Annotated in this window: 12 protein-coding genes and 1 pseudogene; 9 read left to right on the forward strand and 4 right to left on the reverse strand. The window is 63.1% G+C overall.

What is annotated here, in order from left to right; translation table 11 throughout:
- Positions 1–187 precede the first annotated feature (187 nt).
- From NDO55_RS02720 to NDO55_RS02750, 7 genes are all read left to right on the forward strand, one after another.
- Entirely contained in the window at positions 188–1,828 is a 1,641-nt protein-coding gene (locus NDO55_RS02720) for a serine hydrolase domain-containing protein (RefSeq protein WP_252112182.1), read from the forward strand.
- Between the two features lie 270 nt (positions 1,829–2,098).
- On the forward strand, positions 2,099–3,415 hold the full coding sequence (gene proS, locus NDO55_RS02725; RefSeq protein ID WP_252112184.1) for a proline--tRNA ligase: 1,317 nt from the start codon (positions 2,099–2,101) through the stop codon (positions 3,413–3,415).
- Complete coding sequence (locus NDO55_RS02730; protein ID WP_252112186.1) at positions 3,412–4,662, forward strand: lipoprotein-releasing ABC transporter permease subunit; 1,251 nt, start codon at positions 3,412–3,414, stop codon at positions 4,660–4,662. Before proS ends, NDO55_RS02730 begins: the two co-directional genes overlap by 4 nt.
- Positions 4,655–5,344 carry an ABC transporter ATP-binding protein gene (locus NDO55_RS02735; protein WP_252112188.1) on the forward strand — a complete coding sequence of 230 codons (690 nt, stop codon included), beginning with the start codon at positions 4,655–4,657 and terminating at the stop codon, positions 5,342–5,344. The genes NDO55_RS02730 and NDO55_RS02735 overlap by 8 nt, the downstream gene beginning before the upstream one ends.
- A 15-nt stretch (positions 5,345–5,359) precedes the next feature.
- Positions 5,360–5,863 (forward strand): hypothetical protein, encoded by a 504-nt coding sequence (locus NDO55_RS02740; RefSeq protein ID WP_252112190.1) that lies wholly within the window; start codon positions 5,360–5,362, stop codon positions 5,861–5,863.
- Positions 5,864–5,928: 65 nt separating this feature from the next.
- A complete protein-coding gene (dnaE, locus tag NDO55_RS02745; protein WP_252112192.1) occupies positions 5,929–9,372 on the forward strand; it encodes a DNA polymerase III subunit alpha in 3,444 nt (1,147 codons plus the stop codon).
- Positions 9,372–9,650, forward strand: a complete 279-nt coding sequence (locus NDO55_RS02750; RefSeq protein WP_252112194.1) for a hypothetical protein — start codon at positions 9,372–9,374, stop codon at positions 9,648–9,650. The genes dnaE and NDO55_RS02750 overlap by 1 nt, the downstream gene beginning before the upstream one ends.
- A 224-nt stretch (positions 9,651–9,874) precedes the next feature.
- On the opposite strand, the pseudogene mtgA reads toward NDO55_RS02750, so the two are convergent.
- From mtgA to NDO55_RS11945, 3 genes and pseudogenes are all read right to left on the reverse strand, one after another.
- Positions 9,875–10,561: pseudogene (gene mtgA / locus NDO55_RS02755) on the reverse strand (monofunctional biosynthetic peptidoglycan transglycosylase); the annotation flags it as partial.
- Positions 10,562–10,570: 9 nt separating this feature from the next.
- Positions 10,571–11,581: a hypothetical protein gene (locus NDO55_RS02760; protein WP_252112196.1), complete on the reverse strand. Its 1,011-nt coding sequence runs from the start codon at positions 11,579–11,581 to the stop codon at positions 10,571–10,573.
- Positions 11,582–11,653: 72 nt separating this feature from the next.
- A complete protein-coding gene (locus tag NDO55_RS11945) occupies positions 11,654–11,785 on the reverse strand; it encodes a hypothetical protein (RefSeq protein WP_279639079.1) in 132 nt (43 codons plus the stop codon).
- 9 nt (positions 11,786–11,794) lie between these two features.
- On the opposite strand from NDO55_RS11945, the gene NDO55_RS02765 reads away from it, so the two are divergent.
- Positions 11,795–12,775 (forward strand): hypothetical protein, encoded by a 981-nt coding sequence (locus tag NDO55_RS02765; RefSeq protein ID WP_252112198.1) that lies wholly within the window; start codon positions 11,795–11,797, stop codon positions 12,773–12,775.
- A gap of 91 nt (positions 12,776–12,866) precedes the next feature.
- On the forward strand, positions 12,867–15,518 hold the full coding sequence (gene alaS, locus NDO55_RS02770) for an alanine--tRNA ligase (protein ID WP_252112200.1): 2,652 nt from the start codon (positions 12,867–12,869) through the stop codon (positions 15,516–15,518).
- On the opposite strand, the gene NDO55_RS02775 is transcribed toward alaS, so the two are convergent.
- Complete coding sequence (locus tag NDO55_RS02775) at positions 15,515–17,263, reverse strand: cation:proton antiporter domain-containing protein (RefSeq protein ID WP_252112202.1); 1,749 nt, start codon at positions 17,261–17,263, stop codon at positions 15,515–15,517. The two genes, alaS and NDO55_RS02775, sit on opposite strands and share 4 nt — an antisense overlap.
- Positions 17,264–17,266: the final 3 nt, after the last annotated feature.

Genomic DNA, 17,266 nt, shown 5'->3' on the forward strand with positions numbered 1-17,266 from the left:
AACATCCATGATAATAACCAACGATAAACGACTGTTTAGCGGGGCTTTGTGCCCAACATTCGGTTTTCATTCCCGTTTATCGAAGCGGGAGCGTCATTGGTCGGTGAATGGGAACAAGCGACTGGAAGGGTGAGACAAGACACCTTAGCTGTGCTATTCGGACAATACACTTTGATGGGGGAAGTTTATGAGCTTCATTTCAGTACTTGCCGCGAGCCTGCTGGCGACGCAGCCCGCACCCAATACGGCCGCCGCAGCACAGGCATATCTCGACCGTGCTTATCCCGCGGACGGGCCCGGCGTCAGCGCGATCATCGTCGATGACGGCGAGATCGTGTTCAAGGGCGCTGCGGGCATGGCCGACATGGAGGCTGGCACGCCGCTCACTGGCGACAGCAAGCATTGGATCGGGTCGATCACCAAGCAATTCTCGGCCGCGATGATCGTCAAGCTCGTGGAAGAGGGGGCGCTGTCCTACACCGACCCGCTGTCAAAGTTCCTGCCCGACTATCCGGGCGGCGATTTGATCACGGTCCACCAGCTGCTCAATCACACGTCGGGTGTGCAGAGCTATACGTCGATCCCGGGCTGGATGATGAACCCCAAAAATACCTCGCAGGATCTGACAACTGCTGAGTTGATTGCCGAATTTTCGGGGCTCGACCCGGTTTCGCGGCCCGGCGAGACCTGGAGCTACAATAATAGCGGCTATGTGCTGGTCGGTGCGGTGATCGAAGCAGTCACCGGTCAGCCCTGGCACGAAGCCATTCGCACCCGCCTGCTAGAGCCCGCGGGGATCAACGACATTCTCTACAGCGAAGATGGCGCCGACCTGCTCGCCAACGGCTATACCCGCGGCGGCGATGGGGTCGAGCCGGCACGCGATTTCTCCCCGACCATTCCGCACGCGGCAGGCGCGCTGATCGGCGATGTCGAGGCGTTGGCGAAGTGGTATGACGCCTTGTTCGATGGTCGCATCGTCAGCGAGGCCGGGCTCGCCCGAATGACCACCTGGACACGCACCTATGACGGGGAGACCGAAAATTACGGCTATGCGCTGGCCGAAGACGACCTGCTGGGTCGCGACGGCATCGGCCATGGCGGCGGCATTTTCGGCTTCAACACGGCCAGCACCTATTATCCCGGCGAAGACCTGTTCATCGCCGTCTTCGCCAATAGCGACGCAGCCGTCACGCGGCCGTCCATCGCATCGGCGCGGCTCGCCGCACTCGCGCTGGGCGAACCATTCGCCATGTATGACGAAGTGGAATTCGATGCTGCCGAGCTTGAGGGCTGGACGGGTGTCTATGCGTGGGACGAGGAAGACGAGGTCATCCTCAAGATTGAAGATGACAAGCCTGTCCTCGTGACCGCGTCCGGACGCCCGCTGCAATTCAAGGCGGCTGGCGATGGTATCTATTTCCGCGATCCCTCGGCGAGTGTCGCATGGTTCCGGCTGTCGAGCGATCGCGCAGCGCGCAAGACGCTCGAATGGCATGATGGCGAAGGTGCGAAGATCCTGCTGCGCACCGGCGATGTGCCCGAGGGCCCCGAAGCCTATGTGCTGAGCGATGCCGAGCGCGAAGCCTGGGTTGGCCGCTATCGCTTCCCTATCGGCATCTTCACCGTTGCCCAAAACGCCGATGGCGAGATGACCGGTCAACTCGAAGGGCAGGGGCCGGTGCCGTTCGTGCCGACGTCCGCAACCGAGGCGACCGCCGACGCGGTTGGGGCGCGGCTTGTCTTCGATGTCGAGGATGGCAAAGCCAAGACCGTGAAGATCTTGCAGGGCGGAGCCGAACTGATGGGCGAGCGGATAGAGGAATAGGCAAGAAAAAACGCCCGGGCAGTGGAGGTGCCCGGGCGTCCTTGCGTGACGATTGCTCGTCAGCCCCCGATAGCCGAAACGAAGAGCGAGTTCGGATCGGACAGGCGTTTGGCTAAGCCCTTCGCGGCACTCCTGTCACCCCCAAACATCATTCCCCCGCGCTTTTTGCGGCATGTTGTTGCAAGCGCGCCACGCTGCCTTGGCGATTGAAATGGTGCGCGCGCGTCCCTAGAGCGTGGCAAACGCCTTTTCGATCGAAAGCATAAAACCGTGCGCCTTTCCCGCTCCTTTCTCCCCGTCCTCAAGGAAAGCCCCTCTGGGGCAGAAATTGCCAGCCACAAGCTGATGCTGCAGGCCGGGCTCGTGCGCCAGACCGCCGCCGGCATCTATGCCTGGCTGCCGCTCGGCCAGCGTGTGCTTCGTAAGGTCGAGCAGATCGTGCGCGAGGAGCAGGACCGCGTCGGCCAGGAAATGCTGATGCCGACCATCCAGTCGGCCGACTTGTGGCGCGAAAGCGGGCGCTACGACGCCTACGGCCCCGAGATGCTGCGCATCACCGATCGGCACGACCGCGAGATGCTCTACGGCCCGACCAATGAGGACATGATCACCGCGCTCTTCCGTGATGACGTGAACAGTTATCGCGACCTGCCGCGCATGCTCTACCACATCCAGTGGAAGTTCCGCGACGAACGCCGCCCGCGTTTTGGCGTGATGCGCGGCCGCGAATTCCTCATGAAGGACGCCTACAGCTTCGACCTCGACGAGGCCGGCGCGCGCCTCAGCTATTATCGCCAGCTGCTCGCTTACCTGCGCACTTTCGGCCGCATGGGGATCAAGGCGGTGCCGATGCAGGCCGATAGCGGTCCCATCGGGGGCAAGCTAAGTCACGAATTTCTCGTCCTCGCGCCCAATGGCGAAAGCGAGCTCTTCTACGATGCGGCGGTCGAGGAGATCGATTTCGAACGTGACGGGCTGAGCTATGACGATGCCGATGCGTTGGAGGCGCTCTTCAAGGAAGCGACCGGCGTCTATGCGCGCACCGACGAGACCCATGAGGAAGACCTTTGGGCCGATGTCCCGGCGGAGCGCCAGCGCACCGGTCGCGGGATCGAGGTCGGGCATATCTTTTATTTCGGCGACAAATATTCGAAGGCCATGGGTCTCAAGGTCTCCGGCCCCGATGGCGACATCACGCCGATGATGGGCAGCTATGGCGTCGGCGTGTCGCGCCTGGTCGGTGCGATCATCGAAGCCAGCCACGACGACAATGGCATCGTCTGGCCCGAAGCGGTCGCACCGTGGAAGGTCGGGATCGTCACGATGCGCGCCGATGACGAGGCGACTGTCGCGGCAGCCGAGGACCTCTATGCCAAGCTCAAGGCCGCGGGCATCGAAACGCTCTACGACGATCGAGACGAGCGCGGCGGCGTGAAGCTTGGCGGCATGGATTTGATGGGTCTGCCATGGCAGATCATCATTGGCCCGCGTGGTCTCAAGAATGGCGTCGTGGAAGTCAAAAATCGACGGACAGGGGAACGCGAGGAATTGACCCCCGAAGCCGCGCTGGCCAAGCTGACCGCATGATCCTTTCTGCCCATGAGCGAATGATCGCTCGGCGCTACCTCCTTCCCCACAAGGGCGAGGGCTTCATCTTCGTCGTCGCCGGTTTCTCGGTTGGCGCGGTGGCGCTCGGCGTGGCGGCGCTAATTGTCGTCATGAGCGTCATGAACGGTTTCCGCGCCGACCTGTTCGACCGCATCGTGGGCCTCAACGGCCATGCGGTGGTGCAGGGCTATAACGGCCAGCTCGAAGACTGGGAGAATGTCGTCGACCTCGCCATCGCAACCGAAGGTGTGACCGAGGCGACGCCGATGATCGAGCAGCCGCTCATGGCCTCTTCCAACGGACGGGTCGAAGGTATCTTGCTGCGCGGCCTTCGGGTCGAGGACATTACCGGCAATCCGCTCATCAGCGAGAATATTACCGCAGGTCGGCTCAGTGACGTGCGCGTCGGGTCGGGCAATATCGCGCTGGGCGCGCGGCTCGCCGAGAGTCTCGGCGCGCGGGTCGGCAGCGAGGTGTCGCTGATCAGCCCCGAAGGGCGCTCTACACCCGTCGGCACCTTGCCGCGCATCGTCTCCTACCGTGTGTCCGCCATTTTCGAAGTCGGCGTCTACGATTATGACAAGGCGTTCGTGGTCATGCCGGTCGAGGATGCGCAGACCCTGCTCATGCTGGGCGACATGGTGACGACGGTCGAACTGGAAGTCACCGATCCCGATCGCGTCGGCCGCCTGTTGGCCCCGCTCGCGCCGCAAGTCAGCCGCAGCGGGGTGATCGTCGACTGGCGACAGATGAATTCGGCGCTGTTCGAAGCGCTCGAGGTGGAGCGCGTGGCGATGTTCATCGTCTTGTGCATCATCATCCTGGTCGCCGCCTTCAACATCGCCAGTTCGCTGATCATGCTGGTTCGGGCGAAACGACGCGACATTGCGATCCTGCGCACCATGGGCGCGAGCCGGGCGGGGATGACACGCATCTTCATGGCAGTGGGTCTGACGATCGGGCTGGTCGGCATCCTGATCGGGCTTGCATTGGGAGCGACCTTCCTTTTCTTCCGCCAGGGCGTAGTCGATCTCATCCAGGCAGCCTCGGGGCAGGATTTGTGGGACCCGTCGGTCCGCTTCCTGTCCGAATTGCCTTCCAAGACCGACCCGTTCGAGGTGGCAGCCATCGTTCTCGTCACCTTAATCCTCGTGTTCATTGCGACCCTGTTTCCGGCGCGCAAAGCCGCAGCAACCGATCCGGTGGAGGTGCTGCGCTATGAGTGAGCCGGTTCTTGAAACCAAGGACCTGCGCCGAAGCTTCACGCAGGGCCATGTCACCATCGAGGTGTTGCGCGGTGTCGATCTCACGATCCAGCCGGGCGAGATTGTCGGCCTGTTGGGACCGTCGGGCGCGGGTAAGTCGACCTTGTTGCAGGCGGTTGGCCTGCTCGAGGGCGGCTTCCAGGGCTCGATCCGCATCAACGGCCAGGAAGCCTCGCACATGAATGCGGGCCAGCGTACCGAGCTGCGCCGCGATGCATTGGGCTTCGTCTATCAGTTCCACCATCTCCTGCCCGACTTCGATGCGTTAGAAAATGTCGTCCTGCCGCAGCTCATCCATGGCGCGGATCGCGAAGATGCCGACGATCGTGCCCGCGAATTGCTGTCGCGGTTAGGCCTTGCCGAGCGTCTGGACCATCGTCCGTCCAAATTGTCGGGCGGCGAGCAGCAGCGCGTCGCCGTAGCACGCGCGCTCGCCAATCGTCCGCCGCTCATTCTTGCCGACGAGCCCACGGGCAATCTCGACGAGGCGACCAGCGAGCGCGTCTTCGGTGCCTTCATGGAGTTGGTGCGTGCCGAGGGGTCGGCCGCACTGGTGGCAACGCATAACGAGGCGCTGGCGGCGCGCATGGACCGCGTGATCCGCCTTCACGATGGCAAGTTGGGACCGGGCCTCAAACTTTAGAGCGGGAGACGAGAGATGTGGCTGATTGCGGGATTGATGATGATCCAGGATGCCCAACCGTCACCACCACCGCCGCCTTGCGCCAGCGAAGCCCATGCCCAGCTCGACTATTGGGTCGGCGAATGGGATGTCTTCCCAACCAACGACCCCGACCGCAAGGTCGCCGACAGCGTGATCGAAAAGCTCTATGATGGCTGTGCGGTGCGCGAAAATTGGATGCCTTTGGGTCGAACCGGGGGTGGCAGCCTCAACAGCCTTCGTGACGATGGTCGCTGGCACCAGCGCTGGATCGGCTCCAGTGGCGAGACCGTCGATTTCGTCGGCGGTCCGGACGCGGAGGGCAACATGGTCATGACGGGCTGGTGGGCGAATTATGCTGGCCCCGGACAGCACCGCTTCGTGCGGATGACCTATTTCCGCAATGCGGATGGCAGCGTGCGCCAGCTGGGTGAAATCAGCAGCGATCATGGCATGACCTACACCACCGGTTATGATCTAACCTACCGGCGCAAAACCTAAAATTAGTTGTGGATAAGTCGCCCGCCCCGGTTGGCCCGGGGGCAGGGCTGAGTCATAGTGTTGCGATGGTCTACGTCCCGCTCCGTATCTTCTCCAGCTTCACCATGCTCGAGGGCGCGATCGAGCCGAAGGCGATTGCCGCCAAGGCCAAGGAGCTCGAATTTCCTGCCGCGGGCCTGTGCGACCGCAACGGTCTCTACGCTGCGATGGGCTTCTCCAAGGAATGTATGAGCGCCGGCGTACAGCCGGTCGTCGGGACACTGCTCGGCGTCAAACGGCCTTCGGGCATGGGGCAGGAGGTCATCGACTGGCTCCCGCTCTTCGCGCAGGACGAGGCGGGCTACGACAATCTGTGCCGGCTCGTCTCGGCCGCGCATCTCGACCGTCCGATCGAGGAAGATGCGCATGTCACCATGGACTTGTTGGCGGAGCGAACCGAAGGGCTGATTGCTTTGTCGGGCGGCGGCGAGGGGGGTGTCACGCGCCTGTTCGCTGAAGGCCAGGATGACAAGGCCGAAGCCCTGGCGCGCCAGCTTGCCGGCATGTTCGAGGGGCGTTTCTACATCGAGCTGTCGCGGCGCGGTGACCCAGTCGAGGAAGCGGCCGAGGCCAAGCTGATCGACTATGCCTATGCCAACGACCTGCCGCTCGTGGCGACCAACCCCGCGCAGTATGACACGCCCGACTTTCACGCAGCGCATGACGCCATGCTGTGCATCGCTTCGTCCAGCCAGGTCGACAATCCCGATCGCAAGACGTCGTCGCCCGAAGCATGGCTCAAGCCCGCCAGCATCATGGAAGCGACGTTCGCGGACCTGCCCGAAGCGATCGAAAATTCGGGTGTGATTGCGCGGCGTTGTGCCGTCGCCGCGCCCAATCGGCGCCCGATCCTGCCGACAATGTCGGACGACGAGGATGAAGCGCTGCGCAAGGCCGCGCATGCGGGGCTGGAAAAGCGCATCGAAGACAAGCCTGAGGAAGAAAAGCCGACCTATCGCGAGCGGCTCGATTATGAGCTCGGCATCATCGCGAACATGGGCTTTTCGGGTTACTTCCTGATCGTTGCCGACTTCATCCAGTGGGCCAAGGATCATGATATTCCGGTGGGGCCGGGGCGTGGGTCGGGCGCGGGCAGTGCGGTGGCCTGGTCGCTGCTCATCACCGATCTCGATCCGATCGAGTTGAAGCTGCTGTTTGAACGCTTCCTCAACCCCGAACGTGTGTCGATGCCCGATTTCGACATCGATTTCTGCGAAACCAATCGCGACAAGGTGATCCGCTACGTCCAGGAGAAATATGGGCGCGACAAGGTGGCGCAGATCATCACCTTCGGTCGCTTGAAGGCGCGCGCCGTCCTCAAGGATACGGGCCGTGTCCTGCAAATGGGCTATAATCGCGTCGACCGCCTCGCCAAGCAGGTGCCCAACCTGCCGGCGGACCCGTGGGACCTGAAGCGCGCGCTGAACGGCATCAGCGAGCTTGCCGCCGAGGTGAAGTCCGACAGCGACGTGAAGCGCCTGTTCGACCTCGCGACCAAGTTGGAAGGTCTGCCGCGTCATTCCTCGACCCACGCAGCGGGAGTGGTCATCGGCGATCGTCCGCTCGATCGGCTAGTCCCGCTCTATCGCGATCCACGCTCGGACATGCCGGTGACGCAGTTCGACATGAAGCATGTCGAGCAAGCGGGACTCGTCAAATTCGACTTTCTCGGCCTCAAGACGCTGTCGGTGCTCAAGGAAGGCGCGCGGCTGTGCGCCAAGAAGGGCGTCACGATCGATTATGCCTCGCTGCCGTGGGACCATGAAGAGGTCTACAAGCTCTTGCAGCGCGGCGACACGGTCGGCGTGTTCCAGCTGGAATCCGAGGGTATGCGCCGCACGCTCTCGCTCGTGCGCCCGACCAATTTCGGCGACATCATCGCGCTCGTCTCGCTCTATCGACCGGGCCCGATGGACAACATTCCGCTCTTTGCCGACCGCAAGAATGGCCGCGCCGAGATCGCCTATCCGCATCCCTTGCTCGAAGAGGTGCTGGAAGAAACGTATGGCATCATCGTCTACCAGGAACAGGTGATGCAGGCCGCGCAGGTGCTGGCGGGCTACAGCCTCGGCGACGCGGACCTGTTGCGCCGCGCGATGGGCAAGAAGATCCAGGCCGAGATGGACAAGCAGCGCAAGCGCTTCGTCGAGGGGGCCGCGAAGAACGATATCGCACCGGCCAAGGCCAACGAATTGTTCGACATTATCGACAAGTTTGCCGGCTACGGCTTCAACAAGTCGCACGCTGCGGCCTATGCGCTGATCGCCTATCACACGGCATGGCTGAAGGTGCACCACCCCGCCGAATTCTATGCCGCCTCGATGACCTACGACATGAACCTGACCGACAAGCTCGGCCTGTTCGTGGAAGATGCGAAGCGCAGCGGCGTCGAGGTGCTGCCGCCCGACATCAACCATGCGCGCGCCATCTTCGACGTCGAGGGCGGCAAGGTGCGCTATGCGCTCGGCGCCCTCAAGGGCGTGGGCGAAAAAGCCATGGAGCAGCTCGTCGCCGAACGCGAAGCGGGCGGGCGGTTCGCGAGTCTCGAGGATTTTGCCGGACGCATCGATCCGCGCCTGCTCAACCGGCGCCAGCTGGAAGGCCTCGCCGCGGCAGGTAGCTTCGACACGCTGCATGATGATCGCGCGACCTTGCATGCCGGTGCCGAGACGATCCTGCGCCATGCCCAGTCGGCCGCCTCCGAGCGCGAGAGCGGGCAGGGGGGCCTGTTCGGCGGCGATGCTGCAGAGAGCGAGGTGGCAGCGATCCGCCTGCCGCAGGTCGAATGGAATGTCGCCGAGCGCATGGCGGCGGAGCGTGAGGCGTTCGGTTTCTATTTCTCGACCCATCCGGTCGAGGCCGAAGCCCATCTGTTCGCCGGGCAGGACGTGAAGCGTTTTGCCGACCTCGCTACGATGAACGTCAAACCGGGCAGCCGCGCAGTGGCGCGGATGGCGGCGATGGTCGAGAACGTCAACAATCGCACCTCGGCGCGGGGCAATGCCTATGTGAGCGCCATCCTGTCGGACCCGTCCGGCCAGTTCAGCGCGATGGCCTTCGACGATAGCGCTTGCGAAGCGCTTCGCGAGGCGGCCGAGGAACGCGCCGCGGGCATGATGTCGGTCGAACTCGACCGCCGCGAAGGCGAGGATGAAGTGCGTGTCACGGTAAAGGGTTTCGTGCCATTTTCGCAGCTGGCCGATCGCCAGCGCTTGCGGCTCGAGGTGCATGTCCACGATCCGGTTCAGGTCGACTTGCTCAAGGAAGTGCTGGAGCCGGGCGGGCGCAGCAGCGTGGCCGTCACCGTGCGGATCGCGACCGGCCAGTCGGTCACCCTGCTACTGGGCCGCGAATTCAAAGTGAATGCCGACATTGCCGACAAGCTGTCGCGGATCCTCGGTGAGGATGCGGTCAGCCTTGGCAGTGACGAACCGGAAAAGCCGCGCCTCGTCTATTCGGCGGCGGGCTGATGCTGCTAGTTTTCTTGCTTGCGCTGCAAGAGATCGAACTGCCGGTCCCGGTCTACAAGGTCGTGCATCACGGCGATCATCATGCGGTGGAAGTCGATATCTTCCTCGCCTCTGATGGTGCCATGGTAAATGACCGAGTTTCGCAATTGATGCACGAGACCTGCGCACCGGGAGAATATGACATTATCGAGGTCGATTTCGAAACAGTCGATCCCGCTGGATTGCCCGGTGGAAGACGGATTTGGGACTACGTCCAAACGTTTCGTTGCGTAGATTAGACCTCAGGCAGATCGGACGGCGGCGGGGCTTCGACCGGGTCGATTCCCGGGGTTTCCTGCGGCGCGGGATCGATCGGATCGGTGGGATCGGGAATGACGGGCGCTTCGTCCGGTGCCGGTTCCTGGTCGGGCGAGGGCGTGGCCGGCTTGGGCACGGGCGCCGGGTCGGGACGCGGATCGTCGGGGCGGTCGGGCTGCGATGACATTTGCACTTCTCCATCCTGGTACACACAGGCATCGAGGGCATCGCGTTCGACCGTAGCCATTCGCGAGGCGATGGTCGAGCCGTAACGTGCTGTAAAACCGGTCGGATTGCGGCCCGGGCGTTCCTTGGGGAGCGGCAGGACCGCTGCGATGGCGGCAGCTTCGCGGCGCGATAGCTGGTCGGCCCCATGGTCGAAATAACGGCGTGATCCCTCGGCAACGCCATAGGTGCCGATCCCGGTTTCCGCGACGTTCAAGTAGACTTCCATGATGCGCCGCTTGCCCCACAATTTCTCGATCAGGAAGGTGAAGTAGGCCTCGGCTGCTTTGCGCGGGTAGCCGCCCCCTTGCCAAAGAAAGACGTTCTTGGCGGTTTGCTGGCTGATCGTCGAACCGCCGCGGATGCGCCCGCCCTTGGCATTCTGCCGGCGCGCATTGTCAATGGCTTCCCAATCGAAGCCGGCATGCGAACAGAATTTGCTGTCTTCGGCGGCGATCACGGCGCGGACCATGTCCCGGTCGATCCGCTCCAGCGGCTCCCAATCCTTGGTGATGCTGTTGTCGTCCATCAGCATGGTCGCAGTATAGGGGACCGGCACCCAGCGATAGAAGAGCACCATCACGATGCTCGACGCGAACATCAGGAAACCCAGCCAAAGTAGCCAAACGATAATCCGCCGCGGCAGGGAATTGGAGCGTGTCGCCATGCCTGATTGCTAGCGCCGCGCGGGCCACGCGTCGAGCGGCTTTGCGAAACGCCAGATGAACGCCGCGTTCAAAACCCGCTCAGTCGCGCTCCTCCATAAGGCAGGTTGAGTATCCGTGGATTGCAGGGAGGTCATGTCGTGACCAGAACCATTCTTATCGCTTCCGTCGCCAGCATGGCCGTTGCCGTGCCGCTCGCCCCCGTCGGGGCCAGCGTGGCGGCGACGGTCGAGGTGCAAGAGCGGCAGGACCGCCAGCAGGCGCGCGAAGAGCGCCGCAAGGCCGCCGAGGAGCGTCGTGAGGCCAATCGCGCCGAGCGCCGCGCCCAGGCGCAGGAACGGCGGAGCGAAGCGCGACAGGATCGCCGTTCGCAGGCCCGTGAAGATCGCCGTACCGCCGATCGCCGGCAGGAGGAGCGTCGCGCGCAAAGCCAGCAGCGCCAGCAGGCAAGACAGGAAGATCGGCGGGCGCAGCAGCGTCAGCAGGCGCGCGAAGAACAGCGCCAGCAGGCCCAGCAACGTCGCGAGGCGCGTGCGGCCGAACGCCAGCAGGCTCAGCAACGCCGCGAAGCGCAGCAGCAGGAACGTCGTGCGCAGCGCCAACAGCAAGAGCGTGAGGCCCAGCGCGCCGAGCAGCGTCGCCAGGCCGAACAGCGCCGTGAGGCCCGCCAGCAGGAGCGCCGGGCACAGCAGCAGCGCGAGGCTCGCCAACAAGAACGTCAGGCCGAACGGCGTCAACAAGCGCGGCAGGAAGAGCGCCGCGCCGAACGTCGCCAGCAGGCCGAGCAGCGCCGCGAAGCCCGCCAGCAGGAACGCCGTGTCCAGCAGCGGCAGGAAAGCCGCCAGCAAGCGCGCCAGCAGGAACGTCGCGCTGCCGAACGTCGCCAGGAAGCCCGCCAGGAACGCCGAGCAGAGCGTCGCCAGGAAGCGCGTCAGGAGCGCCGTGCTGCCGAACGCCAGCAGGAACGCCGGATCGAGCAGCGGCAGGAACGGCGGGCAGAACGCCGTGCCGAAGCCCGCCAAGAGCGTCGTGCTGCGGAGCGTCGCCCGGATCGTCGTGAAGCAATCCGTGCCGAACAGCGGCGTGACAATCGCCTAGAACGTCGCATCGATCGCGAACGTGCGCAGGAGCGTGCGGAGCGTCGCACCGAGCGCCGCATCGAAAATCGTGCTTTCGAGCGCGAAATGCGCCGGATCGAGCGCCGCGCCGAAGCCCGTCGCGACCATCGCGACTGGATGCGCGACAATGACAGTGCCTCGGTCCTGCGGCGCTATGACGACCGTTCGACCCGCTATGTCCGCCCGGGCGCGCGCATCGATCGTGATTGGTACAGCGCTTCGTTGCCGCCGCGCTATCGCGACCGCTATCGGGATTCCTCGAGCTATTATTATCGCTACGACCGCGATCTCGATTACGTCTATCGGGTCGACCGTCGCCGCAACGTCGTGATCAACATCATCTCGACCCGCTATAGCCCGACCTATATCGGCTATCCGGTCGACACCTATTATGATGATTACGATTATTATGACGACTATGACTATTACGATGTGCCGTACGGCTATCGCGGTGCCTATTATGACGATGCGGACTATTATTACCGCTCGTTCGGCCCGGCCATCTACCAGGTCGATGCCAAGACCCAACTGATCCTCGCCGCGGTGGCGTTGCTCACCCAGAGCGACTTCAACATCGGTTCGCGCATGCCGTCGGGTTACGACGTCTATAACGTACCGGTCAGCTATCGCGATCGCTATTATGACAGCGATGACGACTGGTATCGCTATGACGATGGCGCGGTCTACCGGATCGATCCGCGGACCCGCTATGTCACCGACCGCTATCCGCTCTATGACATTGAATATGCGATCGGGTCGCCCTGGCCCGTCGACTATCCGGCCTACAATGTCCCCTACGGCTATCAGGGGCTCTATTATGACACGCCGGACATGCATTACCGCTATGCGAACAATCGCATTTACGGTGTCGACCCGACCACCCAGCTCATCACTTCGCTGGTGTCGCTGGTGATCGGCAATCCCTACGAGATCGGGCAGGCGCTGCCCGCATCCTACGGGGTCTACAACGTCCCGCGTGCCTATCGCGGCCGCTTCGTCGACCGAGACGACCGCTGGTATCGCTATGCCGACGGCTACGTCTACGGCGTCGATCCAGACAGCTACGAGATCGTCGACCGGTACGACATTTACAGCTAGGCGATACGAAGGGCGGGGACCGCGAAGGTTGCCGCTCGTTCTCGCAATAGCTTCTTGCCGCGATGCAGCATGACGCTTACATCGCTCCCCCATGACTTCGACCAACGATATTCGCCGCAGCTTCCTCGATTATTTCGAAGGCCAGGGCCACGAACGGGTGCAGAGTGCGCCGCTGGTGCCGCATAACGACCCCACGCTGATGTTCGTCAATGCGGGCATGGTGCCGTTCAAGAACGTCTTCACGGGGCTTGAGAAGCGCGATTATTCGACCGCGACCAGCAGCCAGAAGTGCGTGCGGGCCGGCGGCAAGCATAATGACCTCGACAATGTCGGTTATACCGCGCGCCACCACACCTTTTTCGAGATGCTGGGGAATTTCAGCTTCGGCGATTATTTCAAGGAAGAGGCGATCACCCACGCCTGGACCCTGCTCACCAAGGAGTGGGGCTTGCCAACCGACAAGCTGACCGCGACCGTCTATCACACGGACGACGAGGCATTCGACCTATGGCGCAAGATTTCGGGCCTGCCCGAAGAGCGTATCATCCGCATTGCGACCAAGGACAATTTCTGGGCGATGGGATCGGACGGGCCGTGTGGTCCGTGCAGCGAGATTTTCTACGACCATGGCGACCATATCGAGGGCGGGCCCCCGGGCAGCCCCAATGAGGATGGCGACCGCTTTGTCGAAATCTGGAACCTCGTCTTCATGCAGTTCACCCAGGCCAATGACGAGGTCGTCGGCGACCTGCCCAAACCCTCGATCGACACCGGCATGGGCCTTGAGCGCATCGCCGCGGTCATGCAGGGAGTACACGACAATTACGATATCGACCTTTTCAAGGCGCTGATCGCAGCCTCGCAAGAGCTGACCAAGACCGGCTCCGACGGCGAGAGCGGCGTGTCGCATCGCGTCATCGCCGACCACCTTCGCTCGTCCAGCTTCTTGATTGCCGACGGCGTGCTGCCGGCCAATGAAGGGCGCGGTTATGTGCTGCGCCGGATCATGCGCCGTGCCATGCGTCACGCGCATCTTCTGGGTTCGAGCGACCCGCTGATGCACCGTCTGGTACCCGAGCTGGTGAGCGAGATGGGCGGGGCCTTCCCGGAACTCGTTCGCGCTCAGCCGCTGATCGAAGCGACGCTGGAGCAGGAGGAAGTCCGCTTCCGCAAAACGCTCGCCAATGGGTTGAAGCTGCTCGACGAAGCCAAGAAGGACATGGACGAGGGCGCGAAGCTGCCCGGCGAGACCGCCTTCAAGCTCTACGACACGTACGGCTTCCCTTACGACCTTACCGAGGACGCGCTGCGCCGCGAGGGACTGGAGGTCGACCGAGACGGTTTCGATGCCGCGATGGCCAAGCAGAAAGAAGCCGCGCGCGCCGCGTGGAAAGGCTCGGGCGAACAGGCCTCCGACGAAGTCTGGTTCGACCTTGCCGACCAGCATGGCGCCACCGAATTCATCGGCTACACGTCGACGAGCGGCGAGGGAGTTGTCCAGGCAATCGTCAGGGATGGCCAGCCGGTCGATGCAGCGGGCGAGGGCGACAGCGTTTCGATCCTGCTCAACCAGACGCCATTCTATGGCGAAAGCGGCGGACAGGTCGGCGATGCCGGCCAGCTCAGCACCAATGACGGCTTCCTCGCCATCGTCGAGGATACTGCCAAGCCTCTGGGCAAACTGCACGCGCTGCAGGCCAAGATTGCCAAGGGCGGCGTGAAAGTCGGCGACACGGTGCATCAAGATGTCGATGTTGACCGCCGCGATCGCACGCGCGCCAATCATAGCGCGACGCACCTCGTCCATGCCGCGCTGCGCAATATCCTCGGCGGCCACGTCACGCAGAAGGGCAGCCTCGTCGCGCCCGACAAGCTGCGCTTCGACTTTTCGCATCCCAACGCGCTGACGCCCGATGAGATCAAGGCCATCGAGGCCGAGGTGAATGACGAAATCCGTGCCAACGAGACGGTCGGCACGCGCCTGATGACGCCCGACGATGCGGTCGAGGCCGGTGCGCTGGCCCTCTTCGGCGAAAAATATGGCGACGAGGTCCGCGTCCTCTCGATGGGCCGCACTACCGACAAGACCTACTCGGTCGAACTGTGCGGCGGCACCCATGTACGCGCCACCGGCGACATCCAGCTGTTCAAGATCACTTCAGAAAGCGCGGTGTCTTCGGGCGTGCGCCGGATCGAAGCGCTGACGGGTGAAGCGGCGCGGCAATGGCTGCTCGACCGCGATGCCAAGCTGCGTGCTGCGGCCGGTGCACTCAAGGCCTCGCCCGACGAAGTGCCCGAGCGGATCGCGGCTTTGGTCGACAATGCGCGCAAGCTCGAAAAGGAGCTGGCCGATGCCAAGAAGGCGCTCGCCATGGGCGGCGGCGGTCAGGCGGATGCTGGCCCGGAAGAGGTCGCTGGCAGGAAATTCCTCGGCAAGGTTGTCGAAGGGCTCGAGCCCAAGGCGCTCCGCCCGACCATCGATGAGATGAAGGGTCAGCTCGGCAGCGGTATCGCTGCGCTCGTCGCCGTCAATGACGGTCGTGCCAGCGTCGCCGTAGGCGTCACCGACGACCTCACGGGTGATGTGAGTGCGGTCGATCTTGTCCGTGCTGCGGTCGAAAAGCTCGGTGGCAAGGGTGGCGGTGGCCGTCCCGACATGGCGCAGGGCGGTGGGCCTGATGGCGATGCTGCAGACGACGCCCTGTCGGCGTTGAAGGACGCGCTCTCAAGCGTCAGCGCCTAATCGCGTCGCTTGCCGAGGCTGGGGCTCATCTCGAGCCCGCCTTCTTTCTGGATCTCGTCGCGCATGTCGCTGCGTTTCTGGTGAATGCTGGCAATGACCGGGCCCATGGCAAGCCCGATATCGACCAATACGGCCTCGGAAAGCTGGAGCGAGGCTTCCAACGCCTCGGGCACCGCGTCCGTTACACCCGCCTTGTAGAGCTTTGCCGCATGTTCGCTGTCGCGGGCGCGGGCGATAATCGGCAGGTCCGGAAAATGATCGCGCACCTGCTTGGTCAGGCGCGCGGTCAGCACCGGATCGTCCATCGTCAACACCAGCGCGTCGGCAAGGTGCAGGTCCAGTCGCTCGATCAATTCGGCGCGCGAGACGTCGCCATAAAGCACTTCATAACCGCTATCGCGCGCCCGGCGAACGCTATCGATGTCGCTGTCGATGGCGAGATAGGGGCGTTGATGCTCGGTTAGCATCTGCGCGATCAGTTCGCCAACACGACCAAAGCCAAAGATGATCGTCCGGTTGGCGGTTTCGTTTGAATCCATTTCTGCGGCCATCTCCTCGCGCTCCACCCGACGACCGGCGAAGCGGCCAAGGTCGGCAAGGAAGGGCGTGATGGTAAGGCCAAGTGCGGTCGCTGCAGACCAGAAACTTACCGTCTCCATGCTCAGCACGCCCGCCGTCCCGGCAGCGCCCAGCAGGATCAGGGTTGTTTCCGATGGGCTCGCCATCATGATGCCGGTTTCCGCCGATACGCCGCGCCGCGCCCCGGCAATGCGCAGGAGGACGCCGGTAACAACGGCCTTCACCACCAAAACACCGAGCAGCCCGCCGAGGAGCAGGGGCCATTGTTGCGCGACCTCGCCAATATTGATCAGCATGCCGATCGAGATGAGGAAGATGCCGAGCCCAAGCCCTTTCAACGGCGCGATAACGACGTCGACTTCGCTATGATATTCGGTCTCGGCGATGATCATGCCGGCAATCAGCGCGCCGAGGATCGGCGACACGCCCGCCGCGGATGTCGCTACCGCCGCCAAGATCACGGTCAGCAGCGAAATCGCGAAAAAGCCTTCGGGCGATTTCGTGCGCGCGGCTTGGGCGAGCAGGGGAGACAACGCAATCCGCCCGACCACAAGGATCGCGATCACCGCCAGCCCGCCACTCAGCGCAACTTGCTGCAAGCCCGCGACATCCGCGCCGCCCACCGTACCGAACACGAACAGCATCGGGACCAGCGCCACATCCTCGAACAGCAGCATGGCGAGGGCGGCCTTGCCGACCGGGCTCTTGGTGCCCGAAATGGGCAAAACCAGGGCGGTCGAACTCATGGCGAGCGCGAGGCCCAGCGCCGCGGCACTCTTGGTTTCCCAGCCGAAAACAAACAACAAAACCGCACCGAAAATGCTCGCAATGACAAGCAATTCGGCCGCGCCGATGCCGAACACCATTTTCCGCAGCGCCCAAAGACGCTTGAAGCTGAGTTCAAGTCCGATGGCGAACAGCAGCAGGATCACGCCGAAATCGGCGAATGGCTGGATCGCCTCGGGATCATCGATGGTGAAATGCCGTAGCCAGCGAATCTCGTCGCTCATCGCGCCGAGCGCGAAGGGGCCTGCAGCAATCCCGACTAGGATGAAGCCGATAACCGGGTTGATTTTGAAGCGCGCGAAGGTGGGAATGACAATCCCTGCAGCGCCGAGAATCACCAGCGCGTTGCCAAGGCCTTCAATGTCGAGTTCGCCCGCCATGGG

Source organism: Sphingomicrobium sediminis (assembly GCF_023805295.1).
In the GTDB taxonomy this organism is placed as follows: domain Bacteria; phylum Pseudomonadota; class Alphaproteobacteria; order Sphingomonadales; family Sphingomonadaceae; genus Sphingomicrobium; species Sphingomicrobium sediminis.